Origin of the sequence: Promicromonospora sp. AC04, from assembly GCF_003058225.1 — a bacterium.
Classification (GTDB): Bacteria; Actinomycetota; Actinomycetes; order Actinomycetales; family Cellulomonadaceae; genus Promicromonospora.
Window position 1 is genome coordinate 80,361 of the sequence record NZ_QBUG01000001.1, and the last position, 18,788, is coordinate 99,148.

Sequence of the window (18,788 nt, forward strand, 5' to 3'; positions counted from 1 at the left end):
CCCGTGTCACCGTTGAACGGACGCAGGCTAGCCCAGACTCGATGTTCACCCGCACCCCTGCCGGGATGGAAAGATGGTCTCCATGAGCACCACCGATGAGACCCCCGCCGGCATCGACGCTCCGGTAGGCGCTGACCAGGCCACACGCGATATCGCCGAGGTCGCGGCCGTCGAGGTCATCACGACCGCCGCTGTCCACCTGATGAGCGCCGCCGCCGTGAAGTGCGGCCTTGCCGAGGGTGACGACGCCGAGGAGCTCAAGGACCTCGACGAGGCCCGCAAGCTGATCACGGCGCTGGCAGCGCTCGTGGTCGCGAGCGCACCCGACATCGGCAACCAGCACGCCCGCTCGCTGCGCGACGGCCTGCGCAGCCTCCAGCTCGCGTTCCGGGAGGCGTCGGTGATCCCCGACGAGCCCGGCGAGGGGCCGGGCGAGAAGTACACGGGCTCCGTCGTCTGATGACCGAGGCTCCCGTCGTGGCGGCACCCGGTCCTGCACGGGAACCGGGGCCGCGTCGTGGTTCACGCGTGCTCGCGATCGTCCTGGTGGCGACGATCGCCGTCGGCGCCTACCTGTGGCTCACCACGGTGCGCTGGCAGAGCACCTCCGCCGAGTGGGAGGAGAAGGCGCACGGGTACGCCGAGGAGGTGGCCTCGCTGCGGATGCAGCTCGACGGCGCCAACTCGGAGCTGCAGGCCGCCCGGGACCAGCTGTCCACGGCGACCGCGCGCATCACCGACCTCGCGAACGAGAAGGCCCAGCTGGGTGACGAGAACGTCGCCTCGGAGCAGTACCTCAACTACCAGACGCAGGTCAGCGCGGCCGCGGCGACCGTGGCCTCCGCGCTCGGGCAGTGCGTGTCGGGCCAGGAGCAGCTCGTCGGCTACCTCAAGGACGCCGACCAGTACGAGCCCTCGGACCTGAGCCGCTACGAGCGGGAGGTCAACGCGCTGTGCGCCGACGCCGAGGACGCCAACGAGGCGCTGCAGAAGGAGCTGCGCCCGTGAGGTGGCCGGCCCGTTCGCTCGCGCGCCGGGCGCTCGTCGCCGGAGTGCTCGTCCTGACCGGGTCGCTGGGCGGCTGCGGCGTGCTGCCGCCCCTGCCGGAGCCGGTGCCTGCCGACATCGTGCCGTCCGCGCCGGCGGACCTGTCCCCCGCGGCCGGCGGCGACGCCCTGAGCCCCGACGGGTTCGACGCCGTGGAGCGCATGGCGGTCCGCATCCGCAACGTGGGCTGCGAGGAGCTCTCGACGGGCTCCGGCTTCGCGATCGACGAGCACACGCTGATCACGAACAAGCACGTGGTCTCCGACTCGAAGGACCTCGAGGTCAGCACCTACGACGGGCACGACATCACCGTCGGCACCACCGCGACGGCGGGCCTCGCGGACCTCGCCGTGGTCCGCACCACCGATCCCCTGCCGTCGTTCCCGGAGCTGGCGAAGGCCGACCCGGAGCCCGGCGATCCCGTCACCGTGGTGGGCTACCCCGCGGGCGGTGAGCTCACCGTGACGCAGGGCGAGGTCATCAGCACCACGCGCGACCCCCTGAACGCGAACCTCGGCGAGGTGCTGCTCACGGACGCGCCCGTCGAGCCCGGGTCGTCCGGGTCGGCGGCGCTGGACGCCAAGGGGCGGGTGATCGGCGTCGTCTACGCCAAGACGGCCGACGACAACAGCCTGCTCGTGCCCCTGTCGACGCTCCAGGACGTGCTGGCCGACGACACGGCGTTCACCCCGGCGAAGGGCTGCTGAGCGCGGTAGCTCAGCGGGCCGCGCCGATCCTCAGCTCCAGCGAGTCCACGCGCGACGAGATCACCTCTGACGCCGCCAGCCGGGCGTTGACCTGGGCCAGCACCGCGTCGAGCCCGGCCCGGTCCAGGCCCGGGTTCAGACCGAGCACCACCGCCACCTCGGCCTTGCGGCCCGGCTCGGCGTGCGCCCGGACCACGTGCTGCACCGGCGCCGCCGCCACGGCCACCTCCGACGCGACCTCGGGGTCCACGACGATCCCGTCCTCGTGCGGCACGAGCGCCGGCCGCCACTCCTGCCCCTGGGCCAGCGCCCACACGGCGGGCCGCGGGACGAGCGCCGTCGACGGCCCCGCGGGGTCCACGACGATCAGCGCCCAGTTCTCGTTCACCGCCGACAGCGCGGCGCGCGACGCCTCGACCGGCACCGGCCGCGCGTCGGCCCGCCAGGCCTGCATGGTCGCAACGGAGGTGAACACGGGCAGGGCCCGGCGGCCGTCCGGCGCCTCCAGCGCCACGACGCCGGAGGACGCCTCCTTGTCGACGACCAGCCCGTCCGGGTTCTGCTCGACGACGCCGGCCTCGGCCAGGACCGGCACCAGCACCCGGGTCTCGGCCAGCCGCGCGACGACGTCGCGCAGCGGGACCGTCCCGGTCGAGTGGCCCTCCAGCAGGCGGGTCAGCTCGGCGTCGGCCGAACCGTCGTCGCCCGCGAACTGGCTGGACGGCTGGATGGACTTCACTTGGCGGCCTCGTGCCCTGCGGCCTCGTCGCCCGGGCGGCCGGCGACGTCGAGCGCCTCGGGGAGCGTGAACGCGCCCGCGTACAGGGCCTTGCCGACCACGGCGCCCTCGATGGTGCCCAGGGCGCGAAGCGCCCGCAGGTCGTCGAGCGAGGAGATGCCGCCCGAGGCGACGACGTGCGCGGGGGTGCGCGCGGCGACGTCGGACAGCAGGTCGACGTTGGGGCCGCGCAGCGTGCCGTCCTTGGTCACGTCGGTGACCACGTAGCGGGCGCAGCCGGCCTCGTCGAGGCGGCCGAGGACCTCCCAGAGGTCGCCGCCCTCCTTGGTCCAGCCGCGCGCGGCGAGCGTGGTGCCCCGCACGTCGAGGCCGACGGCGACGCGGTCGCCGTGCTCGGCGATGACCTTGGCCGTCCAGGCCGGGTCCTCCAGGGCGGCGGTGCCGAGGTTGACGCGGCGGGCGCCGGTGGCCAGGGCGCGCTCCAGCGACTCGTCGTCGCGGATGCCGCCCGACAGCTCGACCTGCACGTCCAGCTCTCCGACCACCCGGGCCAGCAGCTCCGCGTTGGAACCGCGCCCGAAGGCCGCGTCGAGGTCTACGAGGTGCACCCACTCGGCGCCGCCGGACTGCCAGTCCAGGGCGGCGGTCAGCGGGTCCCCGTACGAGGTCTCCGAGCCGGCCTCCCCCTGTACGAGGCGGACGGCCTGGCCGTCGGCCACGTCGACGGCGGGCAGAAGGACGAGTCGGTCGGTCATGTCTCTCCAAGTTCGTATCTGTCTTCGTCGAGTGCTGGATCTTCGCCCTTCCGGGGCGTCCGGGAGGGCGAAGATCCAGCACTCAACGGTGTGGTGCTGAACGGGCGGGGCTAGGCGAGGGTTCGGACCCAGTTCTCCAGGAGGTGGGATCCCGCATCGCCCGACTTTTCCGGGTGGAACTGGGTTGCCGCCAGGGGGCCGTCCTCGACGGCCGCGACGAAGCGGCCGCCGTGGTCGGCCCAGGTGACCTTCGGCGGCGAGAAGATCCCCACCGCGTTCTCGTCGTAGCCCTTGGTGAACGTCTGGGCGGCGTACGAGTGCACGAAGTAGAACCGCTCGTCGGCGATCCCCTTGAAGAGGACCGAGTCCTCGGGCGCCTCGACCGGTGACCAGCCCATGTGCGGCACGACGGGGGCGTGCAGCCGCTCTACGACGCCGGGCCACTCACCGATGCCGTCGGTGCGCTCGCCGTGCTCCACCCCGGCGTCGAACATGACCTGCATGCCCACGCAGATGCCGAGGACCGGCCGGTTGCCGGCCAGCCGCCGGCCGACCACCTCGTGCCCGCGCACGGCCGTGAGCCCCGCCATGCACGCGGCGAACGCGCCGACGCCGGGCACCACGAGGCCGTCCGCGTCCTGCGCGACGGCCCGCTCGGCGGTCAGCGTCACGTCCGCGCCCACCCGCTCCAGGGAGCGGACGGCGGACCGGACGTTGCCGAAGCCGTAGTCGAGGACGACGACGCGTGCGCCCACGCTCAGGCCCCGTCCTTGCTGTCCTGGCCGGGCTCGCCCTTGCCCAGGCCCTTGCGGGCCTTGCGCGCCGCGGAGGTCAGCATCCGCACCGCCTTGAACTTGCTGATCGAGGTCGAGCCGACCACACCGACGGCGTCGGCCACCGTCGTGGCGCCGGTCAGGAGGTCGACCACGGACTCTGGCGCGCCGCCCAGCACGAGGCCGGGGGCGAGCTCGTCGCCGCGGACGCCGTCGGTGAACCGGACCGCCGTCATCTGCTCGCCCGTGCGGGTGATCAGGACGAGCGGGACACCTCGCACGAGCTGGGAGATCGCTGCCGCGGCCTGATCGGGCGCGTCCCCCGCGAGGTCCTTCAGGACGCCGACGGCGCCGACCGGGGTGGGCACCGCGTCCAGGTCGAGCTGCGCCAGCGAGCTGGCCGCCGCGAGCGGTTCCGCGCCGGCGATCTGCGTGATGAGCGCCGCGAACTCGGGCTGGCCGTCGCCGGTCAGGGACGACAGGTCGTCCGGGATCTCGAGGCTGTCGAAATCGAAGTCGGGCAGGTCGTCGCCGGGAGGCGTGCTGCTGTTGAACCCGTCGTTCTCGGGCCTGGGGCTGTCGGACATGGCTGCTAGAGCGCACCCTTCGTGGACGGGATGCCGTCGACCCGCGGGTCGACGGCGACGGCGGCGCGCAGCGCACGCGCCAGCGCCTTGAACTGAGCTTCGACGATGTGGTGCGGGTCGCGGCCCGAGAGCACCCGCACGTGCAGGCAGATGCCCGCGTGGTGCGCTATCGACTCCAGCACGTGCCGCGTCAGCGACCCCGTGAAGTGGCCGCCGATGAGGTGGTACTCCTGGCCCGCGGGCTCGCCCTCGTGCACCAGGTACGGCCTGCCCGACACGTCCACGACGGCCTGGGCGAGCGCCTCGTCGAGCGGGACGAGCGCGTCGCCGAACCGCGAGATGCCGGCCTTGTCGCCGAGCGCCTGGCGCAGCGCCTCGCCGATGCTGATGGCGACGTCCTCCACCGTGTGGTGGACGTCGATGTGGGTGTCGCCGGTCGCCTGCACGGTGAGATCGATCAGCGAGTGCTTGCCGAGCGCCGTGAGCATGTGGTCGTAGAACGGCACGCTCGTGCTGATCTCGGTGCGCCCGGTGCCGTCGAGGTCGAGCTCGACCAGCACCTTCGACTCGGAGGTGGCGCGCTCCACGCGTGCTGTCCTGCTCATGCCTCTTCCTCTCCCTGCAAGACCTCGGTGAGCGCCGCGCGGAAGGCGGCCATCTCGGCGGACGTGCCGATGGACACCCGCAGCCAGCCGTCGGGGCCGGTCTCGCGGATCAGTACCCCGCGGTCGAGCAGCCCCTGCCAGACGGCGTGCCGGTCGCCGAACGTACCGAACAGCACGAAGTTGGCGTCGGTGTCCGCGACGTCGAACGGCAGGCCGTCCGGGAGCCGCTGCTCGCGCAGCCAGGTCACCGTCGCGTCGCGCTCGGCGCGCAGTGTCGCCACCTGCGCCATGAGCGACTCGCGGTGGCGCAGCGCCGCGCCGGCCGCGGCCTGCGTGATGGCGCTCAGGTGGTACGGCAGGCGCACGATCCGCAGCGCGTCCACGAAGGCGGTCGAGGCGACCAGGTACCCGAGCCGGGCGCCGGCCGCGGCGAACGCCTTGGACATGGTGCGCGAGACGGCCAGGTTCGGGTATCGCTCCAGCAGCGCCACCGCGGACGGTGTGCCGGGGCGCCGGAACTCGGCGTACGCCTCGTCGACCACGACGACGGGGTGCGCCCCGTCGATGTCCACGGTGAGCGCGGCCTCGCAGACCGCCTCGATGGTGGCCGTCGGCAGCGCCGTGCCGGTCGGGTTGTTGGGGCTCGCCAGCAGGATCACCGAGGGACCTACCTCGCGGATCGCCTCTGCGGCGTAGGCCGGGTCGAGCGTGAAGTCGTCCTCCCGGCGGCCGACCAGCCAGTTGGTGTGCGTGTCGCGCGCGTACTCGGGGTACATCGAGTAGGTCGGCGCGAACGACAGGGCCGTGCGGCCCGGGCCGCCGAAGGCCTGCAGCACGTGCAGCATGACCTCGTTGGACCCGTTCGCGGCCCAGACGTCGAGGTGCTCCAGGTGGACGCCGGTCTCCATCTCGAGGTAGTCCGCCAGGTCCTGGCGCAGGGCCGTGGCCTCGCGGTCCGGGTAGCGGTTCATCCCGCGGGCGGCGCGCGCCACCTCCTCGGCGATGGTCGCGACCACGTCCTCGCCGGGCGGGTAGGGGTTCTCGTTGACGTTCAGCAGCACCGGGACGTCGAGCTGCGGCGCGCCGTACGGCACCTCGTCCGCCAGCTCGGGGCGCAGCGGCAGGCGCACCGAGGGCGCCGAGACACTGTCCGCGGTGCCGTCCTCAGTGCCGTGCTGGTCGACGGCGTGGGTCATCACCGGACCAGTCTACGAACCGCGCGGCACCGAGCCGGTGCGAGTCCGCCCACCGGGCGCGTGGGACTGGTCACCTGCCCGGTCACCGCACGGCCAGCACGAACGGGTACACCGCTGCCGCACCGGCCTGGCGCAGCAGCCGGGAGGCGACCGTGAGCGTCCAGCCCGAGTCGGTGTAGTCGTCCACCAGCAGCACCGACCGGCCCGGCAGCCCGCGGAGCGCGCCCTCGCCGAGCTGCAGCTGCAGGCGCCGGGCTACGCCCGCGAGGCGCATCGCGGAGTTCAGGTCGTGCCGGCCGGCCTGCTCCTGCCCGGCGACGGGACCGATCGCCCCGATCATCGGCACGCCCAGGTACTTCGCCAGCCCCGTGGCCAGGTGGTAAGACATCTGCGGCCGCGTAATAGAACGGACCGCCACGACTGCCTCGATCACGAGCGGGCCGGGCTCGGCGACGCCGTCGCCGGTCTCGCCCTCGCCCGACCCGCTGGGCTCGGTGGCCCCGGTTGCCGGGCGGAGTGCGTCCCACTCGTCCAGCACCCGCGCGGCGGCTCGGCGCAGCGGCACGGGCAGCTCGCCGTCGCTCGCGCCGGGGGCGAGCAGGTCGCGCAGCGGGCCCGACCAGCCGAGGCCGTCGAGTCGGGCGACGGCCCGTCCCGGCTCGGCCAGCTCGGCGGGCGGGATCTTGCCCTTGAGGTCGAGCCCGATGGAGGCCAGGCCGGTGGGCCACATCTTGCGGGACTCGACCTCGACACCCGGTCGGTCCATCTCCGCGCGTGCGGCGGCGACCGCCTCGGCGTCGGGCGCCTCGGGCAGGTCCATGGCGCCGCACCGGTCGCAGCGGCCGCACTCCCAGCCCGGCGTCAGATCCGGGTCGTCGAGCTGAGCCCGCAGGTACGCCATGCGGCAGCCCTGGGTGCTGACGTAGTCGACCATCGCCTGCTGCTCGGCGGCCCGGGTGGCGGCGACCCGGGCGTACCGGTCGGCGTCGTAGGCCCACTGCTGCCCGGTGGCCTCCCAGCCGCCGCGCACGCGCTGGACCGCGCCGTCGACGTCGAGCACCTTGAGCATGGTCTCCAGGCGCGAGCGGCGCAGGTCCACCTGCGTCTCCAGCGCCGCCGTCGACATGGTGCCGCCGCGGGCCAGGGCGTCGAGAGTTACCCGCACCTGCCCCTCGGCGGGGAAGGCCTGCGCGCCGAACCAGTCCCAGATCGCCTTGTCCTCGACACCGGGGAGCAGCACCACCAGCGCCTGGTCGACGCCACGGCCCGCACGACCCACCTGCTGGTAGTACGCGATGGGCGACGACGGTGCGCCCAGGTGCACCACGAACGCCAGGTCCGGCTTGTCGAAGCCCATCCCCAGCGCGGACGTCGCGACCAGCGCCTTGACCTCGTTGTTCTTGAGGTCGGCCTCGAGCTGCTCGCGCTGCGCCGGCTCGGTCCGGCCGGTGTACGCGGCGACCCCGAGGCCGTAGCCGCGCAGCTGCTCGGCGACCTGCTCCGCCGCCGACACGGTGAGGCAGTAGACGATGCCGGAGCCCTCGATGTCCTGCAGCGCCTCGGCCAGCCACGCCACCCGGGTCGGCTGGTCGCCGAGCTCCAGCACCGCCAGGTGCAGCGACTCACGGTCGAGCCCGCCCCGGAGCACCAGCACGTCCTCGCTCGCGCCGTCGCCGTGCACGGCGAGCTGCTCGGCCACGTCCTGCGTGACGCGCTCGTTGGCGGTCGCCGTCGTGGCGAGCACGGGGATGCCCGCCGGCAGGTCGGCCAGGAGCGTGCGGATCCGCCGGTAGTCCGGGCGGAAGTCGTGGCCCCAGTCGGAGATGCAGTGCGCCTCGTCGATGACCACGAGGCCGGCGTCGGCCGCGAGTCGCGGCAGCACCTCGTCCCGGAAGCCCGGGTTGTTCAGACGCTCCGGCGAGCACAGCAGCACGTCCACCTCGCCGCGCGCGATCGACTCGTGCACCTCGTCCCACTCGGTCATGTTCGCCGAGTTGATGGTCACTGCCCGGATGCCCGCGCGCGAGGCCGCCGCGATCTGGTCGCGCATGAGCGCCAGCAGGGGCGACACGATCACCGTGGGGCCGGCGCCCCGGGCTCGCAGCAGCCTGGTCGCCACGAAGTACACCGCCGACTTGCCCCACCCGGTGCGCTGCACCACGAGCGCCCGGCGGTGAAACGCCGCCAGCGCCTCGATGGCGGTCCACTGGTCGTCGCGCAACCGGGCGTCGTCGCGGCCCACCAGCTCGCGCAGCGCGGACTCGGCCTCCTCGCGCAAGGCAGAGCCGGGCGAGGCCGCGGGAACCGGGCGGGCGGCCGGCTCGGGCACCGCGAGCGCCTCCTCCTGCTCAACCGCCTCAGCGAGACCAGTCGCCGGAGCCGCCGGAGCCGGGGCCGGGGCCCGCCGTGGTGCCGCCGCGGCCTCCGCAGCCGCGGCCGCGGCACCCTCGTCCAGCAGGCCGCGCAGCATCTGCAGCTTCGCGGCCTGCGCCTCCGGTGTGTTCCGTGCGGACGGCGGCGGCGACGGCTCGCCGACGTCGGTCAGGAACGCCGCGTCGTCCGGCGGCTCCTCCACATTGAAGGGAAGGTCTGCGAAGGGGTCCTTGGTCACGTCATCGATCCTATGAGCACCCACCGACACCGCGAGCGGGTTATCCACAGATGCGGCGACGGATCCTTAGAATCCTGCCCATGACCTCCACGACGGATGAGCCGGACCCGCAAGCAGCTCAGGAAACACGTCGCGCGAACCTCCTGGCGTACTACGACGCCGAGTCCGCCGACCGGGCCCGGCGACCGATCCCGGACTGGCGCACGGCGGCACAGCGGAAGTACCTCGCCCGGCTCACCGACGAGCGGCGGCGCACCGTGCTGGAGATCGGCTGCGGCCCGGGCCGAGACGGCCAGGTGATCGCAGCGGCTGGTTTCGAGTACACCGGGACGGATCTCTCGCCCGGCATGGTCGAGGTCGCCCGCGCGGCGGGCCTGGACGCGCGGGTCGCATCGGCCACCGACCTGCCGTTCGCCGACCACAGCTTTGATGCCGCATGGTCGATGAGCACCCTGATGCACCTCGATGACACCGAGCTCGACCAGGCGTTGGCCGAGGTCACCCGCGTGCTCGTCCCCGGCGGGCTGTTCGCGGTCGGGATGTGGGGCGGGGCGGAGCTGACCGTCGGGCACCTGGCCGAGCCCGGCCAGGACTACGGGCCGCCCCGCTACTTTCACCGCCGCACCGACGCAGTGGTCCGCGAGCGCCTCGGCGAGCGCGGCGACATCGAGACCTGGTGGACGCGGCCGAGCGGCCCGGGCAGCAGCCACCGCTATCAGTACGCCGTCGTGCGCAGTCTGAGCGTGTCGGGCGGGTAGGCAGGAAGCCCTGCCTGCCCGCCCGGCACTGCTTGCGGCTACCGCCCCTGCAGGGACCTCACGTTGTCGCCGAAGGTCCAGCCCAGCGACCCGTCCCAGTTGATGGACCAGGTCATGAGTCCCTTCAGCGCCCCGTTGTACGAGCCGTACGCCTGGCTCACCAGGGACGGCGCCATGTACCCGCCGCCGGCACCCTGCTGGGCGGGCAGGCCGGGCACCTGCTTCTCGTAGGGCACGCGGATAGTCGTGCCCTGGATGACGAGCCCGTCGTCGAGGCAGTCGGTCTGCGCCTGGAAGCCGGCGACGGTCCCGGCCGCGTAGGAGTTGCCCGAGCAGTCGTACATGGACCCGTTGTAGTACTGCATGTTGAGCCACCAGAGCCGGCCGTTGTCGGCGTACTTCTTGATGATCGGCAGGTAGGAGCCCCAGATCGAGCCGTAGACGACGCTGCCCCCGGTGACGTACGCGGTCTCGGGCGCCATCGTCAGGCCGAACCCGGCGGGCATCCCCGCGAGCACCCCGTCGATGATCCGCATCAGGTTGGCCTGCGACGTCGAGAGCTGGGTGATGGAGCCGCTGCCCGTCAGGCCCGTCTCGATGTCGATGTCGATGCCGTCGAAGTTGTACTCCTGCAGGATCGGCACGATCGTCTCGACGAACCGGTCCGCGACGGCCTGCGAGGACAGGTCGATCCCGGCGGTGGCGCCGCCGATCGACATCAGGATCGTCAGGCCGCTCTCCTTCGCGGCGCACATCTCGTCGGGCGTCGGCACCCGCACGCCGGAGTCCATGCCGTCCTCCCACAGCACCGTGCCGTCGGACCGGATCACGGGGAACGCGAGGGTCGCCACGTTGTAGCCGTGCTGGGTGATGCGCGAGTCCGTGATCGGGACCCAGCCCATTCCGGGGTGCACGCCGTTGCTCGCGCCGTCCCAGTTCTCCCAGTAGCCCTGCAGCACCTTGCCCGACGGACGCGGCCGCTGGCTGCAGTCGGTGGGCGTCGGCTCCGGGTCCGGGGTCGGGTCCGTGGGATCGGGCGTCGGGTCGGTGGGATCGGGGTCCGGCTCGGTGGCGCACGCGCCGTCGTCGGTCCAGAGACTCGGTGTGGTGTCGGGGGTCCAGCCCGCGCCGACGTGCGCGGTGTGCGCCACCAGGGCGGTGTAGGCCCGGCCGCGGTGCGTCACGTGCGCGCCGACGGCGTAGGTGCTGCCCTCCGACCATGCGGATGCCGAACAGTCGGCTGCCGCGGCCTGCGCCACCGGCCCGGTCTGCGCGACAACAGCCGGTATCGCCAGTCCGGTGACGAGCAGGGCGGCGACGCCTGCCGCCAGGAACGTTGTACGCCGTCTCATGGCACTCCTCAGGGCCGGGACATTTGTCAGGAACGCTAGCCAAATACCCGACCCCAGGAAATACGGGGAACCCACAACCCGACCACACAGCGACACCAGGCGCGCAGCCCGGCCCGACCTAGACTCACGGCGTGATCCGACTCAACCCCGAGCAGCTCGTCTTCGTCACCGAGCGCCATCTCGCGACCCTCACCACCCTGCGCCCCGACGGGACGCCGCACGTGGTCCCGGTGGCCTTCACCTGGGACGCCGACGCCGGGGTCGCGCGGATCACCACCAACCGCTCGTCGGTCAAGGCCCGCAACGCCGCCCCCCTGCCCGACGGCAGCGCCCCGCGCACCGCCCTCTGCCAGCACGCGGGCGGCCGGTGGATCACGCTGGAGGGCACCATCGCCGTCAGCGAGGACACGGCCGAGATCGCCGACGCCGTCGCGCGGTACGCGCGCCGCTACCGCCCGCTGGAGCCGAACCCGGAGCGCATCGTGCTGCGCGTGACGGTCGACAAGGTAATGGCTTCCACGTACATGGCGTCCTGACCCAGGACTCGGTCAGGCGACGACTGCCGCCTCTTCGCCCGCGGGCATCAGCACGCTCACCACGTCGCCGCGCACGAGCTGCCGGCCGCGGCGGGTCTCGACCTCGCCGTTGACCCGCACCTCGCCGTCGGCGATCAGGTCGCGGGCCTGCGCGCCGTCCTCGGCGAGGTCGGCGAGCTTCAGGAACTGGCCCAGGCGGATGACGTCGTCGCGGATCGGGACCTCGGGAACAGCCTCAGAGTTGGACACCACAGCATTGTCTCCCGCCTGCCGCCATAGACTGGCCGGGTGATCCAACGCATCGACCTGCGCGGCCGGTCCCTGGGCCGCCGCGCCCTCCTCGACGTCCTGCCCCGTGCCGAGGTCGGAGTGGACGAGGCCATCCATGTGGTCGAGCCCCTCCTGCGCCAGGTCCGCGAGGGCGGCGCGGCCGCGCTGCGCGAGATCGCGCTGCGGCTCGACGGGATCGCGCCCGAACACCTGCGGGTTCCCGCCGCCGCCCTGACCGGCGCCCTGGAGAGCCTGACGCCGCTGGTGCGGGCGGGCCTGGAGGAGTCCATCCGCCGCGTGCGCCGGGTGCACGCCGAGCAGCTCCCCGCCGACCACGTGACCGAGCTCGCGCCGGGCGCCGTCGTGCGACAGCGCTGGATCCCGGTCCAGCGCGTCGGCCTGTACGCGCCGGGCGGGCTGGCGGTGTACCCGTCGTCGGTGGTGATGAACGTCGTCGCAGCGCAGGAGGCGGGCGTGCGCGGCCTCGCCGTGGCGTCCCCGCCGCAGAAGGACAACGGCGGACTGCCGCACCCGACCATCCTCGCGGCGTGCGCCCTGCTCGGCGTGGACGAGGTCTACGCGGTGGGCGGCGCGCAGGCCGTCGCGATGTTCGCGTTCGGGGCCGCGGGCACCGAGCCGCAGGACGGCGAGACCCTGTGCGAGCCCGTCGACGTCATCACCGGCCCCGGCAACGTGTATGTCGCCGCCGCGAAGCGGCTGGTGCGCGGCATCGTCGGGATCGACGCCGAGGCCGGACCCACCGAGATCGCCGTCCTCGCGGACGGCACCGCCGACGCCGGGCACGTGGCCCTCGACCTCATCAGCCAGGCCGAGCACGACCCGATGGCCGCGTCCGTGCTGGTCACGGACTCGGTCGAGCTCGCGGCCGCGGTCGAGGCCCGGGTCCTGGACCTCGCCTCGGCCACCAAGCACTCCACCCGCGTGGCGCGCGCCCTGGACGGCCCGCAGTCCGCGATAGTCCTGGTGGACGACATCGACGCCGGGCTCGCCGTCGTCAACGCCTACGGCGCGGAGCACCTCGAGATCCAGACGGCCGACGCCGCCCGGGTAGCCGCGCGCGTGCACAGCGCGGGCGCGATCTTCGTGGGCCCGTGGTCGCCGGTCTCGCTGGGCGACTACATGGCCGGGTCCAACCACGTGCTGCCGACCGGGGGCACCGCGCACTTCGCGAGCGGCCTGGGCGTGCACAGCTTCCTCAAGTCGGTGCAGCAGGTCGAGTACACGCGCGACGCCCTGGAGGAGCTAGCCGACCGCATCGTAGCGGTGGCCAACGACGAGGACCTCCCGGCCCACGGCGAGGCCGTGCGCGGCCGGTTCCACTAGCCCGGCCACCTCGCACGTTCGAAACCTGAGCTTCTCCGCTCCGGACCCGTCCGGAGCGGAGAAGTCTGCCTCAGACCGCCGGCCGCGGCGCGCGCAGGTGGGCGCGCTCGGTCAGCTCCTCCTCGTCGACCAGCTCCAGCATCGGCTTGCCCGGCGCGCACACCATCGTCACCACGAACTCGGTCCGGGCGTCCGGCAGCGCGTTGCCGTCCTGGTAGTGGATGACGTCGCCGCCCGGCTCCCAGAACGTCCCGCCGGCCTCGACGACGCGCTCCGGCTCACCCTCGAGCTCGAACCGCACCGCGCCCCTGATGACGTACCCGAAGGCGGGCCCCGAGTGGCGGTGCGGAGGAGTCCCCGGGTCGCCCGGCCCCCACTCGACATGGATGGTCATCGCCGAGGCGCCGTCGGGCACGGTGATCGGCGAGGCGTCCTGCAGCATCGTGGCCGCGGTCTTCCAGCCCTCCGACCCCGTGTGCTCGCCGGTCGCGTGCACGTGGGCCGCGTGGTTCTCTGACACCGTCATCTGCTGCACCTTCCGTAGGTTCTCGTCTCCCTGTGATGACCGGGTGCCGCGCGTATCTGTGACAGGAGTGAGTCTGTGACCGGAATGGCCACTACCGGGGTGAATCCTGTACGGAAGCATTGACACGACCCGCGACGTACGCGAGGAATGTCCAAGCACCTGCTCGCGCTCGTACCACCGCCATCGCTGCCGTACCGAGGGAGCCGTAGATGTCGCACCGGTCCAGAACGCCCCTGCTCGCCATAGCGGCTGTAACGGCATTAGCGGCGGCGTTCGCGCCGGCCGCCGTCGCGGTCACACCCTTCGCTCCGCCGGCCGCGGACAAGGTCGACCCGCGTGACCTCCTCGCCGAGGACCTCGTGCCGGCCGAGACCACCCCGCAGCCCGGCGTCGAGCGGACGCCGAACGTGCAGAAGCTGGCGCTCGGCCGCGGCACCGCGGAGCGCACCTACCTGATCCGGCTGGCCGAGGCCGCCGTGCCCACCTATGACGGCGGCGTCGCCGGCCTGGACGCCACCACGCCCCGGGCCGGCCGGACGCTCGACCCGTCTGCCCCCCGGGTACGCGAGTACACCGAGTTCCTCGAGGCGGAGCAGGACGACTTCGTCACCCGCATGGAACGCACCCTGGGGCACGACGTCGAGGTGCCGTTCACCTACCAGTTCGCCGTCAACGGCGTCTCGGCAGTCCTGACGCCGGAGGAGGCAGCAGAGGTCGCTCAGGACCCCGCCGTCGCGTACATCGCGCTCGACAAGGAGCACGAGCTGCACACGGACGCCGGTCCGGCCTGGAGCAACGCCGACGCGCTGTGGAACGCCGTCGAGGAGCTCGACCTGCCGGAGAACTACCAGGGCGAGGGTGTCGTGATCGGCACCATCGACACCGGCATCCACCCCTCCAGCCCCTCGTTCGCCGAGACCGGTGACGACGGCTACACCCACACCAACCCGCTCGGCGCGGGCAACTACCTGGGCGTCTGCGACCCGGCGAACACCGACCAGTACGACCCCGACTTCCCGTGCAACGGCAAGCTCATCGGCGCCTACGGGTTCCTGAGCGCCACCGACAAGAGCGCGCTGGACGAGGACGGGCACGGCTCGCACACGGGCTCGACGTCGGGTGGCAACGTCGTCGACGACGTGACGCCGACCGCCCCTGAGGGCACGAACCCGCCGACGTTCGACATCTCCGGCGTCGCCCCGCACGCGAACGTCATCAGCTACCGGGGCTGCTGCACCACCTCGGGCCTGACGGCCTCGATCGACCAGGCGATCGCCGACGGCGTCGACGTCATCAACTACTCGATCGGCTCGCCCTCGCCGTCGGACCTGTGGAACGACTTCGACGCGCTCGGGTTCCTCAACGCGCGCGCCGCGGGCATCTTCGTGGCCACCTCGAACGGCAACGAGGGCCCCGGGTTCGCCACCACCGGCTCCCCCGCCGACGCCCCGTGGCTGACGTCCGTGGGCGCCTCGACGCACAACCGGCACGCGCTGAACGGCCTCACGAACCTGACCAGCAGCGCGGGCACCCTGCCCGACCTGACCGGCAAGTCCGTGACCGGGCCCCTGCCCGCCACGGCGATCATCGACGCGGGCGCCGTGGGCGACCCGCAGTGCACCACGACCACTGGCCACGAGGCGGACTACGCCGACAAGATCGTTGTCTGTGCCCGCGGCGGCAACGGCCGCGTGGCGAAGTCGTCCAACGTGGCGGCGCAGGGCGCCACCGGCTTCGTGCTGACGAACGACCAGGTCAACGCGGGCTCCCTGCTCGGTGACGCGTTCGCCGTCCCCGGCGTCGCGATCAGCTACGCCGACGGCGAGACGCTGCGGGCCTGGCTGGCCGAGGGCTCCGGCCACACCGGCGCGATCTCCGGCACCGCGTTCACCATCGACGACGCCCGCGGCGACACCATGGCCAGCTTCTCCTCGCGCGGCCCCAACCGGGCGGTCGACACGATAGTGCCGTCCATCACCGCGCCCGGCGTCGACATCCTCGCCGCGTACGGCGTCGCTGAGGGCGCCTACGACCACGTCGAGTACGGCATCATCTCGGGCACCTCGATGTCCAGCCCGCACGTGGCCGGCGCAGGCGCCCTGCTCACGCAGGCCCGCCCGAGCTGGACCCCCGCCCAGCAGCAGTCGGCGCTCATGACCACCGCGCGCACCAGCGTGGTGGACTTCGACGGCTCGGCAGCCACCCCGTACGAACAGGGCAGCGGCCACATCGACATCGGGGCCGCCGCGCAGGCGGGCCTGCTGTTCGACGAGACCGGTGCGAACTACCTGGCCGCCGACCCGGAGGCGGGCGGCGACCCCAAGACGCTCAACCTGCCGTCCTTCGCCGACGGCCAGTGCCTCGCCACCTGCTCGTGGGAGCGGACGGCGGTCGCACCGGCGTCCGCACCGGCCGACGTCACGTGGACGGCGTCCGCGGTGACCGACGACGGGCTGTCGCTGGACGTGGCGCTCTCGCAGGCCACGGTGTCGCCCGGCGACTCGATCGGCATCTCCGTCGCGGCGGACGTGGCCGACGCCCCCGAGGGCGAGACGCTGTTCGGGCGCATCACGCTCACCCCGAGCAACCCCGACGTCCCGGCGGTGACCCTGCCGGTCGCCGTCGTCCCGTCCGGGGCGATCCTGCCCGACGAGATCGACATCACCACGCGCCGGAACACCGGCTCGCAGTCCGTGACCGACATCCGCTCCATCGCGGTCAGTGACTTCACCGGCTCGGTGCAGGGCTTGGTGGCGGCCGACCTCCACGAGGGCTCCCTCAGCCAGGACCCGACGAACGGCTCGCCGTACGACGACCTGAGCCAGGTCGAGGTCACCACCCTGGAGGTGCCCGCCGACGCGGCGCGGCTCGTCGCGGAGATCACCGCGGCCGAGGCGCCGGACCTCGACATGTTCGTGGGCACCGGCGACACACCGAGCGCCGCGACCGAGGTGTGCGCATCCGCGACGTCGTCCGCCGCCGAGGCCTGCGACATCCCCGACCCGGAGGCCGGGACGTGGTGGGTGCTGGTCCAGAACTGGACCGGCACCGCGAACCAGCCGGACGCGCACACGCTGGCCACCGCCGTCGTCCCGTCCGAGGACCTCGGCAACGCCGGCGTGGCCGGCCCCGAGGGCGAGGTGCCCGTGGGCGACCCGTACGACGTCCGGGTGCACTGGAACCTGCCCGACGCCGCCGAGGGCGACCTGTTCTTCGGCACCGCGGTGCTCGGCAGCTCGCCGGACACCCCGGGCGACATCGGCGAGATCCCGGTCCGCCTGGCCCGCATGGCCGACGACGTGACCAAGACCGCGTCCGTGGCCGAGGCGGGGATCGGCGACACGATCGGGTACGACATCTCCGTCGCGCCCAACGTGACGCCGGAGGATCTCACCTACACGGTCACCGACACGGTGCCCGACGGGCTCACCATCGACCCCGAGTCGGTGACCGCGGGCGGCGTGGTCGACGGGCAGACCATCACGTGGGAGGTCGACATGCCCACGCAGGTGGGCGCGGTGGGCGCCTACGAGGCCTCCACACCCGCGGACGATCCGCAGTGCGCGGCGTGGGCCGGGTTCCTCGACCTGGGTTCGGTCGGCATCGGGTTCAGTCCGCTCGACGGCGACAGCCAGGCCATCAACGCGTTCGCGAACATCGGCCCGTTCCCGCACTACGCCGACCAGTCGCCGAACCTCACCGTCTCCGACGACGGCCTGATCACCATCGCCGGCGGGTACGGCGGCGAGCCGTGGGTCCCGCAGTCGCTGCCGGCCGCGGCGGCCCCGAACGGCGTCATCGCGCCGCTCTGGTCCGACCTCGAGCTGTCGTTGGCGAACGACCGGGGCGTGCGGCTGGCCACCTCCGGTGGCCAGGTCGCGGTGGTTCAGTGGGACGACCCATTCCCCTTCGGCGGCGACCCGGCCGACCTGTCCAACTCCGTGGGGACCTTCCAGGCCTGGATCTACAACACGGTGGCGGACGACCGACCGGAGATCACGTTCGAGTACGGCGACCTCGGGACGCTGCCCGAGCTGGCCACCATCGGGATCGAGAACCTCGCGGGGACCCTCGGCACCGCCGTGGTGAACGCGGGCGACCCGGCCGCGGCCCTGACCGAGGGCGGCAGCGTCTGCCTCGACTACATAGGGCCGGACGTCGACCCGGCCACCCTGTCGTACGAGGTCACGGTGGACCCTGACGCGATCACCGGCACGTACACCAACGCCGCCGAGCACGTCACGTCCGACCCGTTCGACGAGCCCGCCGTGGCGTCGGCCGACGTCGCCGTGTCCGGCCTGGCACCGTGCGACGAGGTGCTGACCGGCCGGCAGAACGGCCGCATCGCCGTCACGGAGGGCACCACCTGCGTGGACGACGCCACGGTGGTAGGCCAGATCACCGTGTCCGACGGCGCGGGACTCCGCGTCACCGACTCGCGGCTCACCGCGCTGGTCCGCGCCACGGAAGCGTCCGAGGTCCGCGTGTGCGACACGCGGCTCACGGGCACGCTGACCGTGAGCCGGAGCTCGGGGGTCACGATCGGCGACCCGGCGGCCGAGTGCGGGGGCAACCAGGTGACCGGCCCGGTCACCGTCTCCCGGTCCGAGGGTCCCGTGATCGGGGGCAACCGGATCACCGGGGTGCTCACGTGCCTCAGCAACGACCCGCCGCCCAACAACAACGGCTCGCCCAACACGGTCCGGGGCAAGCAGCTCGGCCAGTGCAAGGACCTGTGACGCACTGACCCTCTGACGGCAGCGGCGCCGCTCCCCCTGGGGGCGGCACCGTTGTCGTGTCGGATGCGCTCGGCCGTGTCCGTGATGCTCTCGTGTCGGCACGGGGAGGTGGATGCTCAGGGGCGCACCGCGGCGCCGGCCCTGCCGGTCCGGATCAGGACGTCTTTCACGAGCTGACCGTCGAACGCTCCTGGTCCCCGGACCGTGTTGAGCAGTGGTGGCAGGGCGCGCTGGTACGGGAGC

General features: G+C 72.9%; 17 protein-coding genes. 7 read left to right on the top strand and 10 right to left on the bottom strand.

The window, feature by feature from the left end; translation table 11 throughout:
• Nucleotides 1–82 precede the first annotated feature (82 nt).
• The 3 genes from C8K30_RS00350 to C8K30_RS00360 are packed head-to-tail and all read left to right on the top strand — an operon-like array spanning nucleotide 83 to nucleotide 1,754.
• Complete coding sequence (locus C8K30_RS00350) at nucleotides 83–460, top strand: DUF1844 domain-containing protein (protein ID WP_108491821.1); 378 nt, start codon at nucleotides 83–85, stop codon at nucleotides 458–460.
• On the top strand, nucleotides 460–1,008 hold the full coding sequence (locus C8K30_RS00355) for a hypothetical protein (RefSeq protein WP_108490929.1): 549 nt from the start codon (nucleotides 460–462) through the stop codon (nucleotides 1,006–1,008). Before C8K30_RS00350 ends, C8K30_RS00355 begins: the two co-directional genes overlap by 1 nt.
• Nucleotides 1,005–1,754 carry a S1C family serine protease gene (locus tag C8K30_RS00360; RefSeq protein ID WP_233256887.1) on the top strand — a complete coding sequence of 250 codons (750 nt, stop codon included), beginning with the start codon at nucleotides 1,005–1,007 and terminating at the stop codon, nucleotides 1,752–1,754. Before C8K30_RS00355 ends, C8K30_RS00360 begins: the two co-directional genes overlap by 4 nt.
• A 10-nt stretch (nucleotides 1,755–1,764) precedes the next feature.
• On the opposite strand, the gene C8K30_RS00365 is transcribed toward C8K30_RS00360, so the two are convergent.
• The 7 genes from C8K30_RS00365 to C8K30_RS00395 form a co-directional block, all read right to left on the bottom strand.
• Nucleotides 1,765–2,493 (bottom strand): SseB family protein, encoded by a 729-nt coding sequence (locus C8K30_RS00365; protein ID WP_108490930.1) that lies wholly within the window; start codon nucleotides 2,491–2,493, stop codon nucleotides 1,765–1,767.
• The gene (gene priA, locus C8K30_RS00370) at nucleotides 2,490–3,248 is read right to left on the bottom strand and encodes a bifunctional 1-(5-phosphoribosyl)-5-((5-phosphoribosylamino)methylideneamino)imidazole-4-carboxamide isomerase/phosphoribosylanthranilate isomerase PriA (protein ID WP_108490931.1); all 759 of its coding nucleotides are present in this window, start codon (nucleotides 3,246–3,248) and stop codon (nucleotides 2,490–2,492) included. Before priA ends, C8K30_RS00365 begins: the two co-directional genes overlap by 4 nt.
• Before the next feature lie 110 nt (nucleotides 3,249–3,358).
• Nucleotides 3,359–4,003, bottom strand: coding sequence for an imidazole glycerol phosphate synthase subunit HisH (hisH, locus tag C8K30_RS00375; protein ID WP_108490932.1), 645 nt, complete (start codon nucleotides 4,001–4,003; stop codon nucleotides 3,359–3,361).
• Between the two features lie 2 nt (nucleotides 4,004–4,005).
• Nucleotides 4,006–4,608, bottom strand: a complete 603-nt coding sequence (locus tag C8K30_RS00380; RefSeq protein WP_108490933.1) for a hypothetical protein — start codon at nucleotides 4,606–4,608, stop codon at nucleotides 4,006–4,008.
• Between the two features lie 5 nt (nucleotides 4,609–4,613).
• On the bottom strand, nucleotides 4,614–5,213 hold the full coding sequence (gene hisB / locus C8K30_RS00385; RefSeq protein WP_108490934.1) for an imidazoleglycerol-phosphate dehydratase HisB: 600 nt from the start codon (nucleotides 5,211–5,213) through the stop codon (nucleotides 4,614–4,616).
• A complete protein-coding gene (locus C8K30_RS00390; RefSeq protein ID WP_108490935.1) occupies nucleotides 5,210–6,409 on the bottom strand; it encodes a histidinol-phosphate transaminase in 1,200 nt (399 codons plus the stop codon). Before C8K30_RS00390 ends, hisB begins: the two co-directional genes overlap by 4 nt.
• Nucleotides 6,410–6,491: 82 nt before the next feature.
• Entirely contained in the window at nucleotides 6,492–9,020 is a 2,529-nt protein-coding gene (locus tag C8K30_RS00395) for a RecQ family ATP-dependent DNA helicase (RefSeq protein ID WP_108490936.1), read from the bottom strand.
• Between the two features lie 80 nt (nucleotides 9,021–9,100).
• On the opposite strand from C8K30_RS00395, the gene C8K30_RS00400 reads away from it, so the two are divergent.
• Entirely contained in the window at nucleotides 9,101–9,778 is a 678-nt protein-coding gene (locus tag C8K30_RS00400) for a class I SAM-dependent methyltransferase (RefSeq protein ID WP_158280889.1), read from the top strand.
• Between the two features lie 38 nt (nucleotides 9,779–9,816).
• On the opposite strand, the gene C8K30_RS00405 is transcribed toward C8K30_RS00400, so the two are convergent.
• Nucleotides 9,817–11,130, bottom strand: coding sequence for a glycosyl hydrolase family 18 protein (locus C8K30_RS00405; protein WP_108490938.1), 1,314 nt, complete (start codon nucleotides 11,128–11,130; stop codon nucleotides 9,817–9,819).
• A gap of 131 nt (nucleotides 11,131–11,261) precedes the next feature.
• Between C8K30_RS00405 and C8K30_RS00410 the strand changes: the two genes are divergently transcribed.
• Complete coding sequence (locus C8K30_RS00410; protein WP_108490939.1) at nucleotides 11,262–11,666, top strand: pyridoxamine 5'-phosphate oxidase family protein; 405 nt, start codon at nucleotides 11,262–11,264, stop codon at nucleotides 11,664–11,666.
• 12 nt (nucleotides 11,667–11,678) lie between these two features.
• On the opposite strand, the gene C8K30_RS00415 is transcribed toward C8K30_RS00410, so the two are convergent.
• Nucleotides 11,679–11,918 carry an RNA-binding S4 domain-containing protein gene (locus tag C8K30_RS00415; RefSeq protein ID WP_108490940.1) on the bottom strand — a complete coding sequence of 80 codons (240 nt, stop codon included), beginning with the start codon at nucleotides 11,916–11,918 and terminating at the stop codon, nucleotides 11,679–11,681.
• A 36-nt stretch (nucleotides 11,919–11,954) separates the two neighbouring features.
• Here C8K30_RS00415 and hisD point away from each other — a divergent pair, with 36 nt between their 5' ends.
• On the top strand, nucleotides 11,955–13,280 hold the full coding sequence (hisD, locus tag C8K30_RS00420) for a histidinol dehydrogenase (RefSeq protein WP_108490941.1): 1,326 nt from the start codon (nucleotides 11,955–11,957) through the stop codon (nucleotides 13,278–13,280).
• Between the two features lie 70 nt (nucleotides 13,281–13,350).
• Here the strand turns inward: hisD and C8K30_RS00425 are convergent, their stop codons facing one another.
• Nucleotides 13,351–13,806: a cupin domain-containing protein gene (locus C8K30_RS00425; RefSeq protein WP_108491823.1), complete on the bottom strand. Its 456-nt coding sequence runs from the start codon at nucleotides 13,804–13,806 to the stop codon at nucleotides 13,351–13,353.
• 209 nt (nucleotides 13,807–14,015) lie between these two features.
• Between C8K30_RS00425 and C8K30_RS31645 the strand changes: the two genes are divergently transcribed.
• The gene (locus C8K30_RS31645; protein ID WP_146197286.1) at nucleotides 14,016–18,545 is read left to right on the top strand and encodes a S8 family serine peptidase; all 4,530 of its coding nucleotides are present in this window, start codon (nucleotides 14,016–14,018) and stop codon (nucleotides 18,543–18,545) included.
• The last annotated feature ends 243 nt before the right edge of the window (nucleotides 18,546–18,788 follow it).